We start from the raw sequence: 24644 nt of genomic DNA, 5'->3' as shown, positions 1-24644 counted from the left end.
CTTCAAAAATCCGCCAGACCTGAGCCAAGCTACGCTCAGGGCAGCCCAAGAGCGGCGGGTTCTCTAGATACCTGCTTGAGGAGGTCAGTCGTTTGTCGTTTTCCAGTGATGACTTTGCCAAAGCCCTAGAACAGCACGACTATGCGTTTCAGAAGGGACAAATCGTGCGGGGCAAGGCCTACAGCTATGAATCGGACGGAGCCTATGTCGATATTGGCGGCAAGTCCGCTGCGTTTTTGCCGCTAGAGGAAGCGTCTTTGCGGCGCATCAGCAACGTGTCAGAAGTGCTGCCGCTGCAAGAGGAGCGCGAGTTTCTCATTGTGCGGGAGCAGGATGCTGATGGCCAGGTGACGCTATCGCTGCGTCAACTTGAACTGCGCCAGATCTGGAGCCAGTTCGCCGAAATGCAGGAGGAAAACAAAACGATCCAGGTGCGGGTGAACGGGTTTAACAAAGGCGGCGTGACGGTGGATGCAATGGGGCTGCGGGGCTTTATTCCGCGATCGCACCTGAGCGAGCGAGAGAACCTGGAGTCTCTGATTGGCAAGTCTATGACGGTGGCCTTTATCGAGGTGAATCCCACCACCAAGAAACTGGTGCTGTCGCAGCGGCTAGCCGCGCAAGCTGCCAGCTTTAGCCAAATCGTGGAAGGTCAACTGATCAGCGGTAAGGTGTCGGGTATCAAGCCCTTTGGCGTGTTTGTGGATTTTGACGGCGCGACGGGGCTGCTCCACATCAATCAGATCAGCAAGAACTACATCTCGTCCCTTGGCGACCTGTTTCAGCTAGGGCAGCCCGTCCGGGCGCTCGTGAATGAGGTGGATGAAGTCAAGCGGCGGATTTCGCTGTCTACCAAGCCGCTGGAAAACTATCCCGGTGAGATGCTGGAAAACATGGCGGCGGTGATGGCCGAGGCCGAGGCTCGTGCCCAAAAGCTTCAGCAGTCGGCAGCCAGCGCGATCGCCCCTAAAGATGTGGAGAGAAATGCAGAGACAGATGCAGAAAGCAGCGTCGAGCTGGCTGAAGAAGCGGTAGGAGATGTAGAGGCCCCAGAAGCCCCAGAAGCCCTGGACGAACCTGCTGCATCGGACGACTCAGCCACAGACGAAGCCGCTGAATAACTTGGGGCGGGGTTTTGCGGGCGATCGCCCCTATGACTTCTGAAACGCGGGCTAAACTCGAAGCGGAACGGGGCCAGCAGGCGATTCTTATTCTCGCGCTTGCCAGCCCCGTTGCCGTTCTGTTGTTGTGACCAGTCAGTGAACCTAGATTCAGTGTGGCTCAAGCCTGGGTATAAGTCATCACATCGTCCAGGCTTTTTACGGAAACTATGTTTTTGCCCCCGGGCGATCGCACATTCCGCTAGACTACGGCAGAGCGCGTTTGTCCTTTTTCCATAAATCAACGGATTTGCTTTTTTGAGAGCGCGTTCAGCCCAGTTCGCGTGAATCGGGATGTGCGTGGAATTCTGGGGTGTGTTGCCGGAGGGGGGCGATCGCCGCCAAGCACAGAGTGCGTGTTTACAACCAGATGAATATTTTTTGGTATAAAAAGAGACTCAAAAATGTTGATTTTTGAGAACCCCGCGGGTCAATTTTCCTGGCTGAGGCATCGTCTGTGGCGGATCTGCTACCTAAAGGTGAATATTCCTTAAAGCACTTGCCCGATCCCGCTGACCCGACTCTTGTCTACAGACTACCCTTCTGGGAAATTTCCCAGAGAAATTTTCCAGAGAAATTTTCCGGAGAAATTTCCCGACAGACAATTCCGCAACGCAGCTTAAACAGGCGCTAGGCTAGTATTGACTACACGACTGCTCTATCCCGTTGCCGCAAAGCTTGCCCATGACTGCCCCGACGGAAACCGACCTCGCCACCCAGAACGGAGCCACCCAGAATGGACTGAACACCGCCGCTAACCCTGGGCGATCGCCCGCTGTGGATGTGCAGACGGATGACGTTGCTGATCTGGATGTAGAAATGTCCCTGTTCGACCATTTGGAAGAACTGCGGATGCGGATTTTCTATGCCCTCATCGCAACCGTGGTGGGTGTCATCATCTGCTTCTTCTTTGTCAATCCCATCGTGCAGCTTTTGGAAGTGCCCGCGCAGGGGGTGAAGTTTCTTCAGCTTTCGCCAGGGGAATACTTCTTCGTGTCGCTGAAAGTCGCAGGCTACAGCGGCTTGCTGGTTGCCAGCCCGTTTGTGCTGTACCAGATTATTCAATTCGTGCTGCCGGGGCTGACTCGCAAAGAGCGACGTATCATTGGCCCCATCGTTCTTGGCTCCAGTTTCCTATTCGTCGGCGGGCTGGTGTTTGCCTATGTGGCGCTGATTCCCGCAGCCCTAAACTTTTTTATTAGCTATGGCGCGGACGTTGTGGAACAGCTTTGGTCCATCGACCGCTACTTTGAGTTCGTGCTGCTGCTCTTGTTTAGCACTGGGCTGGCATTCCAGATTCCAGTCATTCAAGTCCTCCTGGGGCTTTTGGGACTCGTCACCTCTGGGCAAATGCTGTCGGGCTGGCGGTATGTGGTGCTGGGCGGCGCGGTGCTGGGCGCAGTCCTCACGCCTTCTACCGATCCGGTGACGCAGAGCTTACTGGCGGGCGCAGTGCTAGGGCTTTACTTTGGCGGCACGGGCATGGTGAAGCTGCTGGGCCGATAGCGGCCGGGTTCATGCTCCAAAGATAGTTTTTGACCGTCAGACCATCCACTCCGAAGCGCGATCGCCCAGGTCGATGGGATAGCTGACTGCCTTTCCCAGGCGCGGCTTCTCTGTGGTCTGCTCAATGAACTGCTGGACTCGCTCAGCGCTGCCCAGCGCGGTGAGATAACTGGCGACATCGTTGAGATGCTCCAGGTATTCGTCTTCCGTCATGGGAAACGACACCTGCTCCAAATATTTCCACATCACTTGAAACAACACCTTTCCCTGCACCTTCCGTAGCTGCACGTCGAAGGAGCGGCTCCATTTGGTCAGTAATAGCTGATGCAGTTCCTCGCCAGTCATAGGGGCTAAGGGATTAGGGTTTAAGAAGTCAGGGGTCAGCTCAGGTTGGGCTATCAGGTTGGGCTATCAGGCTGGGCTATCAGGTTGGGCTATCAGGTTGGGCTGTCGGGTTGGGCTATCAGGTTGGGCTGCTCGATTTATTTTAGGAGATCTGAAGTTTTACGTTTCGTTACGATACCGCTGTTCAGAGGGGCTATCTGCGGTTTCTGGTGCGGTCAGCGCTATAGAATACTTCATAGAAAACTGTAAACCATTGCCGAACAAGGACTGCTGCCAAGGATGGAGGCCTTGCACCGGACAGGGTTTTACCCAACGTTACTTCTCTAAACTCACCGTTCATAATCATGACTCAAGCTTCTGGAACGCCTGATGTGCCCGATTTGGGCCGGCGGCAGTTTATGAATCTTCTTACTTTTGGGGCAGCCACGGGCACGGTGCTGGGCATGTTGTATCCCGTCGTGCGGTACTTTATTCCCCCCTCCAGTGGCGGTGCAGGCGGCGGCGTGACGGCCAAAGATGCCCTGGGCAACGATGTGGTGTTGAAAGACTTTTTGGCTACCCATGCTGTGGGCGAGCGCGTGCTGGCGCAAGGGCTAAAGGGCGACCCGACCTATTTGGTGGTAGAAGACGCTGGGGCGATCGCCAGCTACGGCATCAACGCGGTTTGTACCCACCTGGGCTGCGTTGTTCCCTGGAATGCCAGCGAAAATAAATTTATTTGCCCCTGCCACGGCTCTCAATATGACGCGACGGGTAAGGTGGTGCGCGGGCCGGCTCCGCTGTCGCTAGCGCTGGTGCATACCGAGATCACCGAAGACGGCAAGATTGCCATGACCCCCTGGACGGAAACCGACTTCCGCACGGGCGATGCGCCTTGGTGGACTTAGGGAGTTGCCCTGCCTAGTTCTGACCTGCCCCATTTTTGGGTTTAACGTTGGGCGATCGCCCATTTCTGCCGAACCTTTTTCTAAACCGAACACGCACTCTAAAAATGAACTTCAAGGTTTGCTCATTTCCCTCTCGTCGCCGGAGTATAACCGCTCTGGTTCGGGGGCTGATGGTGGCGGTGCTGACGCTAGCGGCGCTGGTGTCGAGCGATGCCCTGCTGCCTCAGTCCGCTGCTGCCTACCCCTTCTGGGCACAGCAAAACTACGCCAATCCTCGCGAAGCCACGGGTCGCATCGTCTGTGCCAACTGCCACCTGGCCGCCAAACCCGCCGAAATCGAGGTGCCCCAGGCTGTGCTGCCGGATTCTGTGTTTAAGGCCGTGGTGAAAATTCCCTACGACCATTCGGTGCAGCAGGTACAGGCGGACGGTTCTAAGGGGCCGCTGAATGTGGGGGCAGTGCTAATACTGCCGGAGGGCTTCACCATTGCGCCGGAAGACCGTATTCCTGAAGAAATGAAGGAAGAGGTCGGCCCTAGCTACCTGTTCCAGCCCTACGCCGATGACAAACAAAATATCGTGCTGGTGGGGCCGCTACCGGGCGACCAGTATGAGGAAATCGTTTTCCCGGTGCTGTCGCCTGACCCCGCCACGAACAAGAGCGTTGCCTTTGGCAAATACTCGGTTCACCTGGGCGCAAACCGGGGGCGGGGACAAGTCTATCCCACGGGTGAAAAGAGCAACAACGCCGTTTATAATGCCTCAGCGGCGGGCGTGATTACGGCGATCGCCAAAGCGGACGACGGCAGCGCCGAAGTCAAGATTCGCACCCAAGACGGTACGACCGTGGTGGACAAGATTCCTGCTGGCCCAGAGCTAATCGTTTCTGAAGGCGAAGAAGTCGCCAGTGGTGCTGCACTGACCAACAACCCCAACGTCGGCGGTTTTGGTCAGAAGGACACCGAAATCGTGTTGCAAAGCCCGAACCGCATTAAAGGTCTGATTGCATTCCTAGCGGCCATTACGCTGACTCAAATCCTGCTGGTGCTGAAGAAGAAGCAGGTCGAGCGCGTCCAGGCTGCTGAAATGACCTTCTAAAGGCTGTGTTCATCACAGGTTGATAGCTACAAGGGTGTTCCATTGGAGCGCCCTTTTTTGGGCACTAAATGCAATGTGCAACTTGCAATCTGCCCTTTGCCTTTTGGGGTGCGCCGAAGGCTTCAAGCTCTTTCCAGTGCAGGGCAGAACCTCCAAGCCAATTCCTCCGCTTCTTATGTTCTTATATTAGACCTCTTGCGTGAATCGTTGGGCAGCGGTGCCGCCCAACGATTCACGCTCTCAGAAAAGCATTTATGCAAGAGGTCTATTAGAGAAGGCGTAAGCGTTGTAAGCCTATCCGCTATTCGACTTTATCTACACCAAAAGAGCCAGATCAAAAGAGCCAGAGAGACTTGATTCTCTCTGGCTTTTTGAATTTCAGCCCATCTGCGAACACCCAAGATGGAGGAATTCAGCATGGGGTATGCCTTAACGGAGTATTACCCAAGGCGATTAGGAAGCAGGCGTGTCGCTCCCAAACCACTTCACAATCAGCTTTTCCAACTCGCCGTTGGATTTCATCTCGGAAATGACGGGGTCAAACTGGCCAAGCAGTTCAGACCCTTTGGGGAAGGCGATCGCCGAACCCGCTTCTCCCTCGTTGGGGAGGACATTCATTTCCAGGTCGGGGTTGGCGGCCATGTAGCCTTTGGCAACCGTGTCTTCCATCAAAATGGCATCAATCCGTCCAGCCTTTAGCTCCTGAATCATCTCATTGATTCGGTTCAACGCCTTGACGTTTGCGCCCTGAAACTCCTTGGCGGCTTGCTCTTGAATCGAACCCAACTGCACGCCCAGGGTCTTGCCGCTCAGACTTGCAGCACTCGTCAGACCTGAGCCAGATTTCGACACAATCGCATTCTTGGCTTCATAATAAATCTGGGAAAAATCGACGTTTTGCTTCCGCTCTTCCGTCGGGGTCATGCCCGCCATCACAAAATCAGCCCGCTTAGATTGCAGAGTTGGAATCAGCGCATTGAAGTCAATGTTGTCAATCTTGAGTCCATAACCCAGCTTGCTGGTGATGTATTTGGCGATATCGACATCAAAGCCAACGATTTCCTGGCTGCCGCTCGACGTGTCGATAAACTCATAGGGGGGATAGTCGGCAGAGGTAGCCATGGTCAATGTTCTGCCAGCGTCGCCGCCCGCTGTGGGGGCGCTGGAGTTACAAGCAGTCACCAGTGTAATCGTCAACAGGGCCGTCAAAAAGGCCGTGAACAAGAACTTGAGTCGCTTCATAATCAAAGTCTCTAGAAGAACTAAAACCAACCCGTGCAAACGTTGCAGTCTAAAAGTTGCAGTCTAAAACTCGTAATCTTTTCACTGCTCGCGTAATGCCTGCTACACAACCGTTTTTGAGCTTGAGAGATAAACTGTTTTTACGACGATTCAGGTATAGTGGCATTTTCCGAGTTGGGTCGGTATCTCGAAATACCAAACCGAATTGCCTTGCCTGCAATTAGGCTGGCCAGTTAGCTATTGTGCCACTTAAATTCAAGGTTGTGGAGCTTGCGCCCCCTAAAAGCTGCTTTCTGGGTGTTTTAGCGGTTGAGTTTTGGCGGCAATTCTGGCGCTGTTTCTGCAATTCGCTCTGCCACCCGCAGTTTGGCTGAGCGGGCGCGGGGATTGGCGGATAGCTCTGCATCGGTCGGCTGGACTGGCTTTTTGGTGATGACGCGCAGGGCGGGTACGGCTCTAAAAGTGTGTTTGACTAGCCGATCTTCCAGACTGTGGAAACTGATGACGACTAATCTTCCAGTCGGCATTAGCCAGGCGGGCGACCTATTGAGAAATGCTTCTAAAACGTTGAGTTCGTCGTTGACGGCGATGCGGAGGGACTGGAAGACGCGAGTGGCAGGATGAATGCGCCCGTGTCGATAGGCGGGGGGAACGCTGCGGGCGATCGCCTCTGCCAGTTCTGTCGTCGTCTCAAACGGTCGCTGTTCCACAATACGGCAGGCAATCCGGCGCGACAGCCGCTCCTCGCCGTAGCGGTAAAACAGGTTGGCTAGCTCAACTTCATCCCAGGTGTTAATGATGTCGGCGGCAGTGAGGGGCTGATGGCGGTTCATCCGCATGTCCAACGGGGCCGCATGGCGAAAGCTAAAGCCGCGATCGCCCTGGTCAAACTGTACCGAACTCACGCCCAGATCCGCCAGAATGCCGTCGAATCTGATCGCGCCCGGATTGTAAGCCGCAAAGTTGGTGTGACAAACCGAGACGCGATCGCCAAATTCTGCCAGGTTAGCCCGAATCGCGGCGATCGCCTGCTCGTCTTGATCCAGGGCCACAAGCTGCGTGTCCGGCGCTGCTTCAAGGATCAGCCGACTGTGGCCGCCGCCGCCGGCCGTTGCGTCCAGATAGCGTCCGCCAGGTTTGACTGCCAACCCCGCCAGCACCTCCGCGCCCAGCACGGGAATGTGGTGAAAGGCGGGTTCAGACGTGATGTGTGTAGGGGCGATCGCCCCGCTAGTCGGGTCTGGGGCTAAACGGTCTGCCGCTAGGGAATCGCTGTGCAAACCCTCCCCGTCCGCCTCATCTGGCGGTGGGCCAGTAGCCATCTATTCACCCTCCATCCAATGACTCACTGCACCACACGCCCCGGCGTGTCTACTGCGTCGATGCAGGTGGCCAGGGCCCGGTCGGTAGTCAGGGTGCTGCCGTTTTTGATGCCCACCACGCAGTTAGCAAACTCGTTAGGCAGCAGGCTGCGGCGACAGTGGCTCAACACGCTCGACAGGTTGGCTGTCTCATCATCTCCCACGATTTGGTTGAAACATTGTGCCAGGTCTTCGGGACGACGCACGCTGCGGCAAGCACTTAGCACATCGCTGACCACCAACGTCTCGCCACCGCCAATGCCCGCCACGCAGCGCGACACTTCTCGCGGGTGAAACGCGCTGGCGCAGGCCGTCGCTGCAACTGCCTCCGCTGCTCCCCGACCGATCAAATCCGCAGTACATTCGTCATAGTCGGACGTTCTGACGCGACGATAGCGATAGCTGGCCAGCGCGGATGATGTGGGCAACCCCAGGACAAGTAATCCCGCCGTCGTCAGCACCAGGGCAGACACACGAGCAAGGGGCGATCGCAGTGCAGAATGTGGCATAACAAAACCCGTGAAAGAGACCGTGGAGAATGCGTCAAACGCCCCAATTCTACGACAACTTCCGTCCGCCCGCTGCGCCAACTGTTTTATTTCATGAACATCTAAAAAGAAGTTGCCAAGAACCTGTGCCAACTGCCCCAAAACGCGCTAGAACTTTCCAGATCTGCCTACTTCCAGGTTGGGGGCTGCATCGAAGCCTCTCTGAATCTTTGTGAATCTCTCTGAATCTGAACCTCGCTGAAAATGCCGTGCCCCGGTTCCTTGCCCCTTCGTGCTGATTTGCTACCCTCGCCCATTGAATCCATCTCCCATGCAACCTTTGGAACAACTTCTGGAACAGGTCAACCAGCAGCGTGTGAAACACATCATCAAGCTCTACGCGCTCGATAGCGAAGAGGCTCAAGACGTTTATACTAGCCTGGACGCTTTGTTTCGCCGCTATCCGCCGCCGCTGATCGAACTGGCGCTAGTGGAAACGCTGGTGGATTGCTGGGCCGCTGTGCCCCTACCCAAAGGACTGCCATTTATCAGCCAAGTGCGCGATCGCCTCCGCCAGTGGGAAGCCCAACGCGAGACAGAGCCACTACTCAGCACCCTCACGCCCCAGCAGTTTCACCACATTACCGGACTGGACCCCGCGCCGATCTTTGGGCCGGGGCTGGTTGATGCTGGGGGCGATCGCCCTGCCGATCATTAAGAGCGCATAAAAATGCTTAAAGCCGAATAAATCAGCAAAAGCGTGGATAAAGCAGTAAAACCTCTCGGAAAAGATTTCGCAACTCTTGTACCGTGGCAAACCGGAAAATCCTAGCCCTGGATGCTACTCTAAGTAAAACTACTAGGGCTTACGCAGTTGTACGATTTCTCGCGGGCTGCACCCGTGAGAAACCGTACAAAACTCAGAAAAATTAATCGCAAGTGCGTAGGTCCTAACTACATAAGGCATTAGTATTTCCAAGACAAACTGGAGAGCAGGAGGCCCACTATGCGCTGGGAGTTTGGTCGGCGAAGCACCAATATAGAAGATCGGCGTGGAATGAGACCCTCTCGCGGCGTGGTTGGCGGCGGGCTGGGGGCTTTGCTGTTGGCGCTGCTGGTGGCGCTGCTGGGGGGCGACCCGTCAATGGTGCTGAACCAGTCTCCCGTATACGACAGCCCCGCCCAAGTCGCTCCGGCCCCTCCCCAAGACGACCAGGCGGCTGCCTTCGTTTCGACGGTTTTGGGCTATACCGAAGATACCTGGTCGCAGATCTTCCGCGAAAAAGGCTCAAAGTACGTTGAGCCAAAGCTGGTGCTGTTTTCGGGTGTTGTAAATTCGGGCTGCGGCACGGCACAAGCCTCAATGGGCCCCTTCTACTGCCCGCTGGATCAAAAAGTCTACTTGGACATGAGCTTTTATAACGACATGCAGCGTCGGCTGGGGGCAGGGGGCGACTTTGCCTACGCCTATGTGATTGCCCATGAGGTCGGGCACCATGTACAAAACCTGCTGGGGATTTCCGACCAGGTGCAGTCGATGCAGCGTCGCGTCAGCAAAACCCAGGCCAATCAGCTTTCGGTTCGGCTGGAGCTTCAGGCGGATTGTTTCGCAGGCGTATGGGCAAATCGCACCCACCAGGCTCAGCAGATCTTGGAGAAGGGCGATGTGGAAGAAGCGCTCAATGCTGCTGCTGCCATTGGTGACGATCGCCTCCAGAAGCAAGCCCAGGGCTATGCTGTTCCCGATTCCTTCACCCATGGCACCTCAGCACAGCGCGTCCGCTGGTTTACCCAGGGAATCAAGACGGGCGACGTGAATCAGTGCAATACGTTTGAGGCGACGACGCTTTAAGGTTTGGGGATGAGATAAAGCGTGTCAGCCCGACTTTGGATTGCTTCGGCTGGGTCTTCAGGAGCTATACCCAAACGGTGACGGCGGCCACGGCAATTAGCATTTCGTCGTTTTTGTCGTCTAGTTCCGGGATGGCTCGTCCCTGAACCACCATGCCGCCAGATTCCACGATCAGGCGTTTTTGCCCGAAGGGAAGCACTGCCAGCACTTCTGCCTGCCGCACTAGCTCTGGATAGGGCACGCCGACTTGCACTTCGACGAGCATTTCATCGGGGTGGTTGAGGCCGGCGACTTCCCAGATGCCGGGAAGGGCATTGTGGGCGATCGCATTTCGCACAGCCCGCGCTGCGGCAACCGTAGGGTCTTGTCCATGCTGGTCAATGCCCATGCCCATTTCGATGATGAAGCGTTTGTGGGTCATATCCGCAACTCGCTAAACAGCATCAGCAGCCCACCCAGCACCCCGATCACCGCAATCGTTCCCAGCGCGTTGAGTTTTTGGGGTAGCGGCTGGGCGGCGGGTTGCAACCAAAAGGACAGCGTGCGTGTGACCCACGGCATCACCAGCCAGGTCAGGATGGAGCAGGAAATGAAATTGTCGAGCAGCATGGCGCTGGGGTGGGGCAGGTTTTTCATAAAGCCCAATGCGCCCAGCAGCACCGACTGAATCATTAGCGTCGGATATAGCCCCAGCACGACTGCTAGGTTTTGCTTCCAGGCGGGCGGCCCCAATCCCAGTTGCTCACCGCCGATTTTGGGCGAAAACCAGCCCTCTAGCCCGGTGGTGAAGGACTTGAACTGGTAGGACTCAACGGGATGATCTTCGGCATTGATCACGGCTTCCCGGTCTTTCGACTTCAGCCAGGCGTTGAGATTCTCTGGCGAGTCAAAGTGAACGATGGAATACCACTTGAGCTGGCTTTTGCCTTTGACAGGCGGCAGCAGGTCGGTGCGGATATAGCCCTTGAAACGCCAGGCCGTGCGGGTGAGTTTGGCGTGCCATCGGCGAAAAGCAATGCCTTTGCCGCGTGGCACAGTATGTTCAACAACCAAGCTGGCATGGACGGGCTGCTCGGTTTGCAGATTAAACATGAGTTTGGGATTGAGGGATAGAGCGCAGGGAATTGGGGGTAGAAAATCAGTCGTTTTGAGGAGCTGAATCTTAACGATTGATTCAGTCGATTGATTCAGTTGATTGATCAATCCACTGAAATGATCAGTTCCAGTTTCGACTGCTTCTAGTTTCCAGGTCTAGTTTCCAGCAAAGGAAAGCATACTGCGTTGTGAGATCGCGGATACTCTATCTGCCGATAGAGGAAAACCCAACTCCTAGAGGGAGAGAGCCGAATCCTTTGCCATAAACGCCATAAACACAAAACTTACGCACTTGCGATAAGCTTTCTGGATTTTGGACAATTTCTCGTGGGCTGCGCCTGTGAGAAATTGTCCAACTGCATAAGTCCTAAAACAATGTCGTGAACAGTGTCGTGGCGGGGAAAGGACGGTGAAACAAGCAGTAGAACCGGGGATGTATCGGGTTGCACAATCTCGCTGCTGGATTTGCGTTAGTTCTAGGCTAGATGATTTTACGTTAGTCGGCACAAAGCCCTGACTAGGGTGTTAAGTAGCTTTTTAAGCCGCTCTTTTTAAGCAGATCTTTGAAGAGGCGCATTCTGCAAAATTTTGGAAGCTTTGGGCGATCGCCCAGGTTCCCGTCATAGAATCACCCTAATCTTTTGTCCCTAAGCGAGATCCGGATTCATCTACTTATTCAATAAACCGTTAGATATCCATCTAGAGATATCCATCTAGAGATATCCATCCAGATATCCATCAAACGCCATCCCTCAGACGCTACTCCTGACGCTCCTGTGACACAGCAACTCGAAACCCAACTAGCGATTACTATCAATGGCGATCGCGTTCGTATCAAAGACGTTCCCCTCACCACCACGCTGCTGGATTTCCTCCGGCTCATTGGGCGTGTAGGCACGAAGGAAGGCTGCGGCGATGGGGACTGCGGAGCTTGCACCGTGGCCGTGGTCGGCGTGGGCGTAGATGGCAAGCCCCATTACCAGGCGGTAAATAGCTGCCTGATTCCGCTGGGGTCGATGGTGGGGCGCGAAGTGATCACGGTGGAAGGCGTGGCCAACGGCAAGCTGCACCCTGTTCAAGACGCAATGGTGAAGCTGGGTGGCTCCCAGTGTGGCTATTGCACGCCGGGTTTCATCATGAGCATGTTCGCCGCCTACTACGACGGCAAGCTGGACGATGTGGCGGTGGAGGGCAATCTCTGTCGCTGCACGGGCTATTTGCCGATTCGCCGGGCGGCCCAGGCTGCGGCTGCCGAAACGCCCTGCGACCATTTCAGCGAGTATCTGGCCGAGGCAGATGCCGAGCTGATGCCCTACTGCTTCACGGAACACGGACAGTTCTATCGCCCGACGAGGCTTCGGGAGGTGCTGGAACTGCTGCGCGACCATCCCGATGCAACGCTGGTGGCAGGCGCGACCGACCTGGGGCTAGAGCTTCAGCGGCGAGAGTTTCCGGTGCTGATTTCCCTAGAAGCGGTGGCGGAACTGAAGACGTTGGTGCAAACCGACGAGTTTGTAGAAATTGGCGCGGCGATTCCCCTAAGCCACATCGAGACACAGCTTCACGGCGTGTTTCCCTGCATGGATGAGATGATTCACTGGTTTGCGGCACGGCAGGTGCGGAACCGCGCCACGCTGGGGGGAAATATTGGTACGGCCTCACCCATTGGCGATTTGCCACCCGTGCTGCTGGCGCTGGATGCGGAGCTGAAGCTGGCGAGTCTGGAGGGGGAGCGGGTCATGTCCCTGTCGCGATTTTTCCAGGGCTATCGCCAAACCGACTTGCAACCTGGTGAAGTGATTCAATCGGTGTGGATTCCTAAGGGCATTACACCGGGCGCAGCGCAGCGCCTCAGCCAATCTTACAAAATCGGTAAGCGCGGTACAGACGACATCAGCATTGTGGCGGCGGCCTACGTGGTGGATTTGGACAGTGAGAAGCGAGTGGTTCATGCGAGGCTGGGCTATGGCGGCGTGGCGGCGACCCCGATTCGGGCGACGGCGGTGGAAGAGTTTCTGGTAGGCAAACCCTGGAGCATGGACACGGTGCAACAAGCCAAACCTATGCTCTACAGCGCTTTTACCCCGTTGACGGATCTGCGGGGCAGCGCCGACTATCGCAAGATGCTGGTGGCCAATTTGTTTGAAAAGTTCTTTGTGGAGTTTGCAGCAGCGGCGGGGGTAGAAGTATGAGCATGGTCGGTCAACGCAAGAGCCATGAGAGCGCCGAAGGTCACGTTAGCGGCAAGGCGGTGTATACCGATGACCAGCGGATGCCGAGTGGGATGTTGTCGATTTATCCGGTTCTATCGCCCCACGCCCATGCCAGGATTCTCAGCATCGACACGGCTCCGGCGCTGGAGGTGGAGGGCGTGGTGACAGTGCTAACGGCAGCGGATGTGCCCGGAACCAACGATACGGGCGTGATTCGTCAAGATGAGCCACTGTTTCCCACCGATGAAGTGAGCTACTGGGGGCAGGCGATCGCCTGGGTGGTAGGCGAAACGGAAGACGCAGCGCGGCGGGGAGCGGCCCAGGTCACGGCGGAATACGAACCTCTGGAGGCGGTGCTGACGATTAAAGGGGCGGTCGCCGCCCATAGCTACCACAACGATCCGCAGTTCATCCGCCGGGGCGAAGTGGATCAGGCCATGGCCACAGCCGCCCACACCCTCGAAGGCGAACTGGAGATGAACGGGCAGGATCACTTCTACCTGGAGACCCACACAAGCTGGGTCATTCCTGATCCTGAAGGTAACTACCAAGTTTACTCGTCCACCCAGCACCCCAGCGAAACCCAAACCATTGTGGCGCGGGTGTTGGGGATTCCTGTGAATCGCGTCGTCTGTACCTGTCTACGAATGGGCGGCGGCTTTGGCGGCAAGGAGTCCCAGGCAAACCCGATGGCGGCCGCAGCGGCCGTCGCAGCGCACAAGACGGGTCGCCCGGTGCGCGTGAAGTTGGAGCGCCACCATGACATGATCCTGACGGGCAAGCGCCACGGTTTTTTGGGGCAATACAGGGTCGGTTTTGATCCCGACGGCAAGATCCTGGCGCTGGATGTGGCGCTCTATGCCGAGGGCGGCTGGAGCCTGGATCTGTCGCCCCCGGTGCTGATGCGGGCCATGCTGCACGTCGATAACGCTTACTACATCCCCAATATGCTCGTGCGCGGGCTGATCGTGAAGACTCATCGCGTGTCTAATACTGCCTATCGCGGCTTTGGCGGGCCCCAGGGAATGCTGGTGATCGAAGACGTGGTAGATCGAGTGGCGCGGCATTTGAACCTGCCGCCGGATGTGGTGCGCGAGCGAAATTTCTACCACGGCGAAGGCGACAGCACCACCACCCACTATGGCCAGGTGATCGTCGATAACCGCATCGCCCGGGTCTGGCATGAAGCGAAGGAGCGGGCCCACTTTGCCGAACGGGCCGCCGCTGTTACAGAGTTTAATCAGCAAAACCGCTACAAAAAGCGGGGGCTGGCGATTACCTCGGTAAAGTTTGGCATTTCCTTCAATAAGGTGCAATATAACCAGGCGGGAGCGCTGGTGCATATCTACACTGACGGCAGCATCCAACTGAACCACGGCGGCACGGAGATGGGGCAGGGCCTACACACCAAGATGCAGCAGGTGGCGACGCGGGCGCTAGGGGTGACGCTCGACCGCATCCGCATGATGCCCACCAGCACCGACAAAGTGCCCAACACCTCGGCCACGGCCGCCTCTAGCGGAGCCGACCTGAACGGGCAAGCGGTGAAAAACGCCTGCGAAATCCTGAAGTCGCGGCTGGCCCCGGTGGCGGCCAGGCTGCTGGATTTTGACGCGGCCGAGGAGATGGTGTTTGAAAATAACGAGGTCTATTGCCGCACCTACCCGACAGCGCGGGTGTCCTTTGATGCGGTAGTGCAGCAGGCCTATGGCGATCGCATCAGTCTCTCTGCCACGGGATACTACCGCACGCCGATGATCCACTGGGACCCGGTGACCGCGACGGGTCGCCCCTTCTATTACTTTGCCTATGGCGCAGCGGTGAGCGAGGTGGAAGTAGACGGCTTCACGGGCACGTTCAAATTACGCCAGGTGGATATTGTGCATGACGTGGGCGAGTCGCTGAATCCGCTGGTGGATCAAGGGCAGATTGAGGGCGGCTTTGTGCAGGGCATGGGCTGGCTGACGATGGAAGAACTGGTCTGGGATGAGCAGGGCCGCCTCCGCACCTTTGCCCCCAGCACTTATAAAATTCCCACCATCAGCGAAATCCCAGAACATTTCCAGGTGCATCTGATCGAGCGAGGCAGCCAGGACGGCACGATCTACGGCAGCAAAGCGGTGGGTGAGCCGCCGTTTATGCTGGCGATGTCCGTCCGCGAGGCAATTCGAGCAGCCGTGGCCGCCTTTGGCAATGCCGCCGTGGTGGAACTGGCCGCACCCGCTACGCCAGAAGCCACGTTGAGGGCGATCGAAGCGGTTCGGAGCGCCACCCCTGCGGTAGAAGCTGCACTGTCGTCTACGTCGGTCTAGGGTTTTATCCTGGTTTAATTTCGACCGAAATTCTGAGAAAAACCAAGTTTTGTGAATGGAGGGGCGATCGCCCCCTTTTTTTTGCTCTTTTCATATCTTTGTCCAGTTCCCCAGCGCTAGCGTTGCGGAGCAATCACTCCTAATCCCTAGTTTTCTAGTTTTTCTACCCTCCGTTTTAGCTCGTCACGCTTTCAGATAATATGAAGGAATGCCTAATTTCTCACTAGGTCAAGCGCATCGTCGGTTCCCGGCACATCGCAAGCCTTGCGGACAGAGACAGGCAGTGTCCAGTTCTGTCGAGTTTCAAGTTTGGATTCGGCTAGACTTGCACAACAGATTGAATTTCTTTGAATTTCTCAACTTGCATCCGCGTTGGGTAGGAACATAAAAGCTATGAGCGACGAGATTCTCACAAAGGTCAAAAAGATCGTATCCGAGCAACTGAGCGTCGAAGAGAGTGAAGTCAACCCTGAGTCTAACTTTGCCAACGACTTGGGCGCAGACTCTCTAGACACGGTTGAACTGGTGATGGCGCTAGAGGAAGAATTCGACATCGAAATTCCTGACGAAGCCGCCGAAGGCATCGCAACGGTTCAAGCTGCTGTGGACTACATCAAGCAAAAGGTCGCTGCGTAGGACTGGACGCAAGCTTCCACGCCTTCTCCAACCTCCTGCTGTTCTCTGCCCTGGCTATCTATAGGTCTCGGCTATCCTGTGGTTTGGGCAAAAGCCCACGAATTTGCTGTCATGACAACTTTGGATTCTGGATTAAAGCGCGTCGTGGTTACGGGTCTGGGTGCCATTACGCCCATTGGCAACACCCTGGCGGAATACTGGGACGGTTTAATGAGCGGTCGTAACGGCATTGGCCCGATTACGCTGTTCGATGCGTCTCGCCACGACTGCCGCATTGCGGGCGAGGTCAAAAACTTTGACCCACAGCTTTACATGGATCGTAAAGAAGCGAAGCGCATGGATCGCTTTGCCCAATTTGCGGTGTCTGCCAGCAAGCAAGCCCTCGCCGATGCCAATTTTGTCATTAACGATCTGAATGCTGAACAGGTCGGCACGCTCATCGGCACAGGCATTGGCGGACTTAAGGTCATGGAAGACCAGCAGGAAGTGTTTCTAACGCGCGGCCCCGATCGCTGTAGCCCGTTCACTGTGCCGATGATGATTGCCAACATGGCGGCCGGGCTGACGGCGATTCAAGTGGGGGCAAAGGGGCCCAACAACTGCACAGTGACAGCCTGTGCGGCTGGGTCAAATGCCATTGGCGATGCGTTTCGCATTTTGCAGCGGGGATTTGCTCAGGCAATGATTTGCGGCGGCACAGAGGCGGCCGTCACGCCTTTGTCTGTAGCGGGCTTTGCTTCGGCCAAAGCCCTATCCACCCGCAATGATGATCCGCTACATGCCTGCCGCCCGTTCGACAAGGATCGCGATGGATTTGTGATGGGCGAGGGCGCTGGCATTCTCATTCTGGAAGAACTGGAACATGCCCTCAGCCGGGGGGCGCGGATCTATGCCGAGATTGTCGGCTATGGCATGACCTGCGATGCCTATCACATTACCTCGCCTGTTCCCGGTGGCGCAGGGGCTGCCCGTGCAATGCAGCTTGCAATGAAAGACGCAGGCTTGCGTCCTGAAGAGATTCACTACATCAATGCCCACGGCACTAGCACGCCTGCTAATGACTCTACTGAGACGGCGGCCATTAAAACTGCCTTGGGCGATCAAGCGTACAAGCTCACTGTCAGTTCCACTAAGTCCATGACAGGCCACCTGTTGGGCGGATCGGGCGGCATTGAGGCTGTGGCGACTGTGATGGCCGTGGCTAACAACCGTGTACCTCCCACGATTAATCTAGAAAACCCAGACCCCGCCTGCGACCTGGACTACGTGGCAAACGAGAGCCGTAGCCAGACGGTCGATGCAGCGCTGTCTAACTCTTTTGGCTTTGGCGGCCACAACGTGACGCTGGCTTTCCGCAAATATCAGGGTTAAAGTCTGGATTTCTTGCGATTTTTCCTGCATCCGATGGGAAGTCGGTCAGTCAAAACTCTGAGAGTCAAGACTCTGAAGCAGTGCCCCAAAGTAGCGAAGCTAACCAAAGTAGCGAAACTAACCTCTAAGCTGCCCAGTTGCCTATCAAGTTGCCTGTAGCCTATACAGTATTCGGCTTTACAGAAAGCTGTGATTAACCCTTGTCCAGTTTTCCATAAACCGTTAAGCTAATTTTATTGAGTATATTTGCCTAGTGCGATCGCCCAAGAAATCTTTCACCTGTGATCCCCTGTAGTGGGATGATGGGGAAGATGCCTTTGGTGATTCAGGATTCTTCTGTTTGCCTATCCGCCCTGCTTGCCTGTTTTGGCGTGTTTGTGAGCGCCTGTCACCCGTCGTTGAGTAGAAAGAAGACAATGGCTGTTGCGACCCTAACCCTCGAACAACTCTGTATTAATTCCATCCGGTTTTTGGCGATCGATGCTGTTGAAAAGGCAAAGTCTGGACACCCTGGCTTGCCTATGGGTGCTGCGCCGATGGCGTTTGTGCTGTGGGATCAGTTCATGCGGTTTAATCCCAAAAACCCCAAGTGGTTTAACCGCGATCGCTTTGTGCTGTCGGCTGGGCACGGCTGTATGTTGCAGTACGCCCTGATGTATCTGGCAGGCTACGATAGCGTCACGCTGGACGAAATCAAGAACTTCCGTCAGTGGGGTTCAAAAACGCCTGGCCACCCCGAAAACTTTGAGACTCCTGGCATTGAGGTCACGACCGGGCCGCTCGGCCAGGGCATTGCCAATGCGGTTGGTCTGGCGATCGCCGAAGCGCACCTCGCTGCCAAGTTCAACAAGCCCGACCTGACCCTGGTAGATCACTACACCTACGTCATCCTGGGCGACGGCTGCAACATGGAAGGGATTTCCGGCGAAGCCTGCTCGCTGGCGGGTCACCTGGGGCTGGGCAAGCTGATCGCGCTCTACGACGACAACCACATTTCGATTGACGGCTCCACGGACATTGCTTTCACGGAAGACGTGTCTAAGCGCTTTGAAGCCTACGGCTGGCATGTGCTGCATGTGCAGGACGGCAACACGGATTTGGAGGGAATTGCCAGGGCGATCGCCGAAGCCAAGTCCGTTACCGACAAGCCAACGCTTATTAAAGTCACCACCACCATCGGCTATGGCTCTCCCAACAAAGCCAACACCGCTGGCGTTCACGGCGCAGCACTGGGCGAAGCCGAAATCAAGCTGACTCGCGAAAACCTGGGCTGGACCTACGATCCTTTTGTCGTTCCTGACGAAGCCCTGGCCCACACTCGCAAAGCCATCGAGCGCGGTGCTAGCTACGAAGCCGAGTGGCAGGAAACCTGGGCACAATACAAGACCAAGTATCCTCAGGAAGCGGCGGAGTTTGATCGCCTGCTGAGCGGCAAGCTGCCTGAGGGTTGGGACAAAGTGCTGCCCACCTACAAGCCTGAAGATAAGGCGCTAGCCAGCCGCAAGCACTCGGAAATCTGCCTTAACGCGCTGGCTCCGGTATTGCCAGAACTCATTGGCGGCTCGGCCGACCTGACCCACTCCAACCTGACGGAGCTAGAAATCAGCGGCAATTTCCAGAAAGGCGCTTACGAAAACCGCAATATCCACTTTGGCGTGCGCGAACACGGCATGGGCGCAATTTGCAACGGCATTGCGCTGCATGGTTCCGGGCTAATTCCCTACGGCGCAACCTTCCTGGTGTTTACCGACTACATGCGTGGCGCAATTCGCCTGTCGGCGCTGGCGGAGTGCGGCGTGATCTGGGTGATGACGCACGATTCCGTGGCCCTGGGCGAAGACGGCCCGACCCACCAGCCTGTGGAAACCATCGCCTCGCTGCGGGCTATCCCTGACCTGACGGTGATTCGCCCTGCGGACGGTACGGAAACCTCTGGTGCTTATAAAGTGGCGATCGAAAACGCTCGGAAGAACCGCCCGACGCTGTTGGCCCTGTCGCGCCAAGGTCTGCCCAATCTGGCAGGTAGCTCGATCGAAGGCGTGGGCAAAGGCGGCTACACGGTGATCGGGTGCGACGGCACGCCGGATCTAATCTTGATTGGCACGGGTTCGGAAGTGAATCTCTGTGTCAAGGCCGCAGAACAACTGGCCGCAGAAGGTAAGAAAGTTCGCGTGGTTTCTATGCCGTCTACCGAATTGTTTGAAGCGCAGGACGCTGCTTACAAAGAGTCGATGTTGCCCAAAGCGGTGACCAAGCGCTTGGTCGTGGAAGCAGGGACGACCTTCGGCTGGCATAAGTATGCAGGTAGCGAAGGAGATATTCTCGGTATTGACACCTTTGGCGCGTCGGCTCCTGGCGGCGTTTGCATGGAGAAGTTTGGCTTCACGGTAGACAATGTGCTGAGCCGTGCTAAGGCGCTACTTGGCTAAGCCGTTGCTTTGCTAAACCATTTCCAAAGCCCAGCCTCGATTCGCTCTTGGCTGGGCTTTGCATAGGACTTTTATTGTGGATATTTGGATATTATGGACTTTCTTTTAATGAACCTTTATGTTTTAGAATATGTTTTGGAACAGTCTTCTTAGGCTTACCCATCTAGCCGCTGTTGTTCGCTGCGATAGCGAATGAGCTCCGCCGCAAAGGCCAGGGTGCCGGATGCCAGAATTAGCACGACGCTCAGTGAGTTAATGTCGGGCTTTACGCCTGTGCGGACGCGGCTAAAAATCTCCATTGGCAACGTCGTGGTGCCGCCGCCTGCGGTGAAGCTGGAAATCAGCAGATCATCCATGCTTAGCACAAACGCCAACAGACAGCCGGAGAGAATTGCAGGCATAAGCTGGGGCAGCAGCACCTTAATAAATGCTTGGAACGGAGTTGCGCCCAGATCCAGCGCCGCTTCTTCTAGGTGAGGATTCATGCCCGTGAGCCGCGTCGAGACGACGACCGCAATATAGGCGAGGCAAAAGACAATGTGTGCCGCCACGACTGTCCACAGGCTCAGGGGAATTGCCAGCGAAGCCAGAAATACGAGTGTTGCAACGGCGATCGCAATATCAGGAATAATCAGCGGCAGGTAGGAAATGCCCTGATACAACTGCTTGCCGGGAAAGGTGTAGCGGGCTAGCCCCACCGCCATCAGCGTGCCCAGCACGGCCGCAATGCCCACGGCCAGCAGCGCCACCGACAAGCTATCCGCCAGTGCTGATAGAATCCGCGTGTCGTTGAACATGCGCTGATACCACTGCAACGAAAAGCCGCTCCAGCCTGCACTAAAGGGCGATGCGTTGAAGCTAAAAAACGCCAGCACCAGCACCGGGATGTACATGAACGCAAACATCACCAGCGTAAAGAGAAACTGCCAGGAGAGGCGGCGTTTGGCGGCAACGGTTTTGGGCAGATCGAGGGTTGCGGTCATAGTGGGAAACCGGGGAAAACGGGGGAATATTAATAATTCTCTAGCTTGCGATCGCCATACTTCAGCAGCAGCACAATGCCCAGCCCCATCGCGCCAATCAGCACCATGCTGAGGGCAGAGCCAAAGCCCCAGTTGCGAGTCGCGCCAAGGAACTGGTTGTAAATGAGGCGGGCCATAGTCATACTGGATGCTCCGCCCAGCAGTTCAGGCACCACAAAATCCCCCAGGCTGGTAATAAATACCAGCAGGCAGGCGGCAGCGATGCCAGGGAGCGTCTGGGGCACGGTGACTTTCCAAAAGCCCTGCTGGGGAGTTGCCCCCAGATCAGCCGCCGCCTCTAGCAGCCGCTTATCAAGCCGCTCCAGCGAAGCGTAGAGGATCAGCACCATATAGGGCAAAAAGTTATAGGCCAACCCGATCATCACGGCAGTCTGGGTGTTCAGAATATCCAGCGTTGGCAAGCGGAGGGTACTCAGCAGCAAGTTCAGCACGCCCGTCGGCCGCAGAATGGTGATCCAGGCGTAGGAGCGCAGCAGAGAGGATGTCCACAGGGGCAGCACAAAGCTGACCAACAGCAGGTTGCGCCAGCGGGCAGGAGCCATCACCGCAATCCAGTAGGCGACGGGAAACCCCAGCAAGAGGCAAAGGAGCGTACTGGCGATCGCAAAAAACACTGATCGCCCAATCACCCACAGATAAATCGCCTGACCGTCAATTAGCTCAAAGATTTTGGCATAGTTGCCCAGACCGTAGGGTGCGGGCTGGCTGCCAGGACGGAATCCTGGAATCAGGCTCAGCTCCAGGATCATCAGCGTCGGCACGACCAGCAGCAACAGCAGCCAAAGCCCTGGCGGCCCCAGCAAGACAAAGGGCTGAATCAAACCCATCAGCCGCTGCTTGAGTCCCTTGCTGGCAGGGCGCTGGGGTTCGACTTCTGGAGTCGGGGAGAGCGGAGCGGAGGTTGCCATAGTGGAAAAAATATTGAGAGCGATCGCTCAAAAACAGGGTTAGGCGCTAGTCAACTGCGTCCAGTACCGATCATAAATATCGACCGCTTCGCCTACATTGGCAAGAACCTCACACTTTGCCAGAATTTCTTCGGGGGGGAAGAGATCTGGGTTTTCGACCAGCTCCTTCGGCAATAGCGTCAGCGTTTTCTGGTTGGGCGTGGGCAGTTTGAGCCGTCCTAGATTCTTTGCTGCCGTCTGCGGTTCTACCGAATACTCAATCCATTTATAGGCGGCATCCACGTTGGGAGCCGTTTTAGGAATGGCGATGGTGTCCGTCCAAACCGTTGCGCCACTGGACGGCACTACGTATTCTAGCTGGGGATTTTCCAGCACCATATCGATGCCATCCACCGAGTAGGCATGGGCCACGGCCAGGTCGCCCACCGCCATCTGATCTCGCCAACCGTCAGTTGTAAAGGCATTGATCGCGGGCTTGAGTTCTTGCAGCTTTTTGTAGGCAGCTTCAATTTCTTTGGGATCTTGGGTGCTGTTGGAAAAGCCCAGCATCTTTAGGGCCATGCCCATAACCTCACGCACGTCGTTGAGCAAGGTCATTCTTCGAGATAGCTCAGACTTTCGTTCCCACAGGTCAGACCAGTCGGTAATGGGCTTCTTCACCAATTCTTTGTTGTAGACCAGCCCTGTTGTGCCCCAGGTATAGGGCACGCTGTGTCGATTGCCAGGGTCGTAGGGAGGATCTTGCCACTGCTCCAGAAGATCGGCATAGCCAGGAACGCGGTCTTGGTCGATTTCGAGCAGCATCTCTTCCTCGATCATGAGTTCTACCATGTAGTCGGAAGGATAGACGATGCTGTACTGGCTGCCGCCACCGGCCTGCATTCGAGCCAGCATGGTTTCGTTGGAGTCATAGACATCGGCAATGACCTTAATCCCGGTGTCTTGCTCAAAGCCCTTCAGCAGGTCTTCATCGATGTAGGCTGACCAAGTGTAGACGTGGAGGGTATTATCTCCGCTGCTGGGCGGTGAGGCGGCGGAAGTGTCTGTGGCGGCAGAACTGCCCGTTGTACCAATGTTTCGGGCGCAATTGCTCAACAGCACGCCAGAGAAAGCTGCACTCGACAACTGCAAAAAGCGGCGACGGCTGGCGCGGGAGGCGGAGGAATAGGGCGATCGCCCACCGCCAGGATTCCGCCTCAGCGAGGATTCAGAATTGGAACGACCAGAAAATCGATAGGGAGGCATAGCAAATCTCCTAAAACTGCGGTGTCCATGCGAAGAATAACCGCCCCCTTTGAGGGCAGTAATTCCAAGGAGTGCATCCAATCTTGACTCCCAACGCCTTCGTCCTTGGCCCTGGGTTCCAGGCTCTAGGCTCCAGGCTCTAGCTTCCAGGCTCTAGGCTCCAGGCTGAATTGCAAGGGGAAGTGCATCTGCCGCCGACCAGGATACGTACACAGGCATATCAACCTGGAGCATCGACTCTGGGCGATTTGGGCGCATCACCGTCACCATATCCCCCGTCGGCAAATCGACCACATAGTGGACATGGGTGCCCAGGTACATAGTGTGCCGGAGTCGTCCTTCAAAACAGTTCGTTTCGCTACCAGGAGGCTCTAGCGACAGCCGCACCTTTTCGGGGCGAATGCTGACCACAACAGGCTCCGCTGCCGCGCCGGGGCAAGCCTCCGTCGGCTTCACCACCATCTGGAGTCCGCGCTCGGTTTCCACTTTTATCAACATCGGGTCTGCGGCAGCCATATACCCTTGGAATAGATTCGTCTCGCCAATGAAGTCGGCCACAAAGGGCGTAGCTGGAAACTCGTAAATCTCGCTGGGCGTGCCAATTTGCTCTACCCGCCCCTCATTCATCACGGCAATCCGATCGGACAGGCTGAGGGCTTCTTCCTGATCATGGGTCACCATGATGAATGTGACACCCAGTTCTCGATGCAGCGTTGAAAGCTCCACCTGCATTTCTTTCCGCAGCTTCAGATCTAGCGCTCCCAATGGCTCGTCAAGCAGCACGACGGTTGGCTGGTTTGCCAGCGCCCGCGCCAGCGCGACCCGCTGCTGCTGTCCGCCAGAGAGCTGAGCCGGATAGCGTCGGGAAAAAGACTCCATCTTGACCAGTTGCAGCGCTTCTCCAACTGCTTTTTGAACCTCTGCCTTGCTCTTATTTTTTAGCCGCAGCCCAAACGCCACATTGTCCCACACGGTCATGTGTCCGAACAGCGCGTAGCTCTGAAACACTGTATTCACCGGACGGCGATAGGGCGGCACGCCCACCATTGACCTGCCTTGGAGTAACACCTCACCTGCCGTTGGCTCGTCGAACCCCGCCACCAGGCGCAGCGTTGTGGTTTTGCCGCAGCCGGAAGGGCCAAGAATGCTGAAGAACTCCCCTTGCCGCACGTTCAAGTCGATACCGCGAACCGCTGTATAGCCATCGAAGACCTTGAATACTCTGCGGAGTTCGACATCATATTGGGTTTCGGTTTCTACCGTGGACTGATTTGGGGTGATGGTCTGTGCCATGTGGCAAATTCCCTGTAGAGATTCTGCTAGAACGGGGCAGTGGTCAAGGCTTAGGTCTGAGATTTTAGCAGTTAAGTCTTTGTGCTGAGTATGTGAGTCCCTATGGGCGACGAGGGGGCAGACAAACGCCTGATCCTATGTGATTTTATGACTCGTACTTT

At 56.1% G+C, this 24644-nt stretch carries 20 protein-coding genes and 1 pseudogene; 11 read left to right on the top strand and 10 right to left on the bottom strand.

The features are described from left to right. Positions 1–71 precede the first annotated feature (71 nt). A pseudogene (locus tag HPC62_RS05870) lies at positions 72–944 on the top strand (S1 RNA-binding domain-containing protein); the annotation flags it as partial. 900 nt (positions 945–1844) lie between these two features. Beyond that, positions 1845–2666, top strand: coding sequence for a twin-arginine translocase subunit TatC (tatC, locus tag HPC62_RS05865; protein WP_172354177.1), 822 nt, complete (start codon positions 1845–1847; stop codon positions 2664–2666). A gap of 36 nt (positions 2667–2702) precedes the next feature. On the opposite strand, the gene HPC62_RS05860 is transcribed toward tatC, so the two are convergent. Further along, a complete protein-coding gene (locus HPC62_RS05860; protein WP_172354176.1) occupies positions 2703–3011 on the bottom strand; it encodes a DUF3067 family protein in 309 nt (102 codons plus the stop codon). A 344-nt stretch (positions 3012–3355) separates the two neighbouring features. Between HPC62_RS05860 and petC the strand changes: the two genes are divergently transcribed. Continuing rightward, on the top strand, positions 3356–3898 hold the full coding sequence (petC, locus tag HPC62_RS05855) for a cytochrome b6-f complex iron-sulfur subunit (protein WP_172354175.1): 543 nt from the start codon (positions 3356–3358) through the stop codon (positions 3896–3898). Between the two features lie 104 nt (positions 3899–4002). Beyond that, positions 4003–4995: a cytochrome f gene (gene petA, locus HPC62_RS05850; protein WP_172354174.1), complete on the top strand. Its 993-nt coding sequence runs from the start codon at positions 4003–4005 to the stop codon at positions 4993–4995. Between the two features lie 453 nt (positions 4996–5448). Here the strand turns inward: petA and HPC62_RS05845 are convergent, their stop codons facing one another. The 3 genes from HPC62_RS05845 to HPC62_RS05835 all read right to left on the bottom strand — a co-directional run bounded on the left by HPC62_RS05845 (position 5449) and on the right by HPC62_RS05835 (position 8107). Continuing rightward, complete coding sequence (locus HPC62_RS05845) at positions 5449–6237, bottom strand: transporter substrate-binding domain-containing protein (RefSeq protein WP_172354173.1); 789 nt, start codon at positions 6235–6237, stop codon at positions 5449–5451. A 302-nt stretch (positions 6238–6539) separates the two neighbouring features. Next, on the bottom strand, positions 6540–7559 hold the full coding sequence (gene rsmH / locus HPC62_RS05840) for a 16S rRNA (cytosine(1402)-N(4))-methyltransferase RsmH (protein ID WP_172354172.1): 1020 nt from the start codon (positions 7557–7559) through the stop codon (positions 6540–6542). 23 nt (positions 7560–7582) lie between these two features. Further along, positions 7583–8107, bottom strand: coding sequence for a hypothetical protein (locus HPC62_RS05835; protein WP_172354171.1), 525 nt, complete (start codon positions 8105–8107; stop codon positions 7583–7585). 310 nt (positions 8108–8417) lie between these two features. Here HPC62_RS05835 and HPC62_RS05830 point away from each other — a divergent pair, with 310 nt between their 5' ends. Both HPC62_RS05830 and ypfJ read left to right on the top strand, forming a co-directional pair. Further along, on the top strand, positions 8418–8804 hold the full coding sequence (locus tag HPC62_RS05830; protein WP_172354170.1) for a hypothetical protein: 387 nt from the start codon (positions 8418–8420) through the stop codon (positions 8802–8804). 288 nt (positions 8805–9092) lie between these two features. Next, positions 9093–9938, top strand: coding sequence for a KPN_02809 family neutral zinc metallopeptidase (gene ypfJ / locus HPC62_RS05825; RefSeq protein WP_172354169.1), 846 nt, complete (start codon positions 9093–9095; stop codon positions 9936–9938). A 64-nt stretch (positions 9939–10002) separates the two neighbouring features. Here the strand turns inward: ypfJ and HPC62_RS05820 are convergent, their stop codons facing one another. After that, the gene (locus HPC62_RS05820; RefSeq protein ID WP_172354168.1) at positions 10003–10359 is read right to left on the bottom strand and encodes a Lin0512 family protein; all 357 of its coding nucleotides are present in this window, start codon (positions 10357–10359) and stop codon (positions 10003–10005) included. Continuing rightward, entirely contained in the window at positions 10356–11030 is a 675-nt protein-coding gene (locus tag HPC62_RS05815; protein ID WP_172354167.1) for a hypothetical protein, read from the bottom strand. Before HPC62_RS05815 ends, HPC62_RS05820 begins: the two co-directional genes overlap by 4 nt. Before the next feature lie 779 nt (positions 11031–11809). On the opposite strand from HPC62_RS05815, the gene xdhA reads away from it, so the two are divergent. From xdhA to tkt, 5 genes are all read left to right on the top strand, one after another. Continuing rightward, positions 11810–13225 carry a xanthine dehydrogenase small subunit gene (xdhA, locus tag HPC62_RS05810; protein WP_172354166.1) on the top strand — a complete coding sequence of 472 codons (1416 nt, stop codon included), beginning with the start codon at positions 11810–11812 and terminating at the stop codon, positions 13223–13225. After that, on the top strand, positions 13222–15558 hold the full coding sequence (xdhB, locus tag HPC62_RS05805) for a xanthine dehydrogenase molybdopterin binding subunit (protein WP_172354165.1): 2337 nt from the start codon (positions 13222–13224) through the stop codon (positions 15556–15558). Before xdhA ends, xdhB begins: the two co-directional genes overlap by 4 nt. A 393-nt stretch (positions 15559–15951) precedes the next feature. Further along, positions 15952–16194 (top strand): acyl carrier protein, encoded by a 243-nt coding sequence (gene acpP, locus HPC62_RS05800; protein WP_068512699.1) that lies wholly within the window; start codon positions 15952–15954, stop codon positions 16192–16194. A 111-nt stretch (positions 16195–16305) separates the two neighbouring features. Then, a complete protein-coding gene (gene fabF, locus HPC62_RS05795) occupies positions 16306–17565 on the top strand; it encodes a beta-ketoacyl-ACP synthase II (RefSeq protein WP_172354164.1) in 1260 nt (419 codons plus the stop codon). 416 nt (positions 17566–17981) lie between these two features. Beyond that, positions 17982–19994 carry a transketolase gene (gene tkt, locus HPC62_RS05790; protein ID WP_172354163.1) on the top strand — a complete coding sequence of 671 codons (2013 nt, stop codon included), beginning with the start codon at positions 17982–17984 and terminating at the stop codon, positions 19992–19994. 155 nt (positions 19995–20149) lie between these two features. Here the strand turns inward: tkt and HPC62_RS05785 are convergent, their stop codons facing one another. The 4 genes from HPC62_RS05785 to HPC62_RS05770 all read right to left on the bottom strand — a co-directional run bounded on the left by HPC62_RS05785 (position 20150) and on the right by HPC62_RS05770 (position 24483). Continuing rightward, the gene (locus HPC62_RS05785; RefSeq protein ID WP_172354162.1) at positions 20150–20977 is read right to left on the bottom strand and encodes an ABC transporter permease; all 828 of its coding nucleotides are present in this window, start codon (positions 20975–20977) and stop codon (positions 20150–20152) included. A 29-nt stretch (positions 20978–21006) separates the two neighbouring features. Beyond that, on the bottom strand, positions 21007–21864 hold the full coding sequence (locus tag HPC62_RS05780; protein WP_225906925.1) for an ABC transporter permease: 858 nt from the start codon (positions 21862–21864) through the stop codon (positions 21007–21009). Between the two features lie 120 nt (positions 21865–21984). Further along, positions 21985–23190: an ABC transporter substrate-binding protein gene (locus HPC62_RS05775; protein WP_172354160.1), complete on the bottom strand. Its 1206-nt coding sequence runs from the start codon at positions 23188–23190 to the stop codon at positions 21985–21987. A 153-nt stretch (positions 23191–23343) separates the two neighbouring features. Beyond that, on the bottom strand, positions 23344–24483 hold the full coding sequence (locus HPC62_RS05770; RefSeq protein ID WP_172354159.1) for an ABC transporter ATP-binding protein: 1140 nt from the start codon (positions 24481–24483) through the stop codon (positions 23344–23346). Positions 24484–24644: the final 161 nt, after the last annotated feature.

It is taken from the genome of Thermoleptolyngbya sichuanensis A183, assembly GCF_013177315.1.
Lineage (GTDB): Bacteria > Cyanobacteriota > Cyanobacteriia > Elainellales > Elainellaceae > Thermoleptolyngbya > Thermoleptolyngbya sichuanensis.
This window is presented reverse-complemented; position numbering and strand designations above follow the sequence as displayed.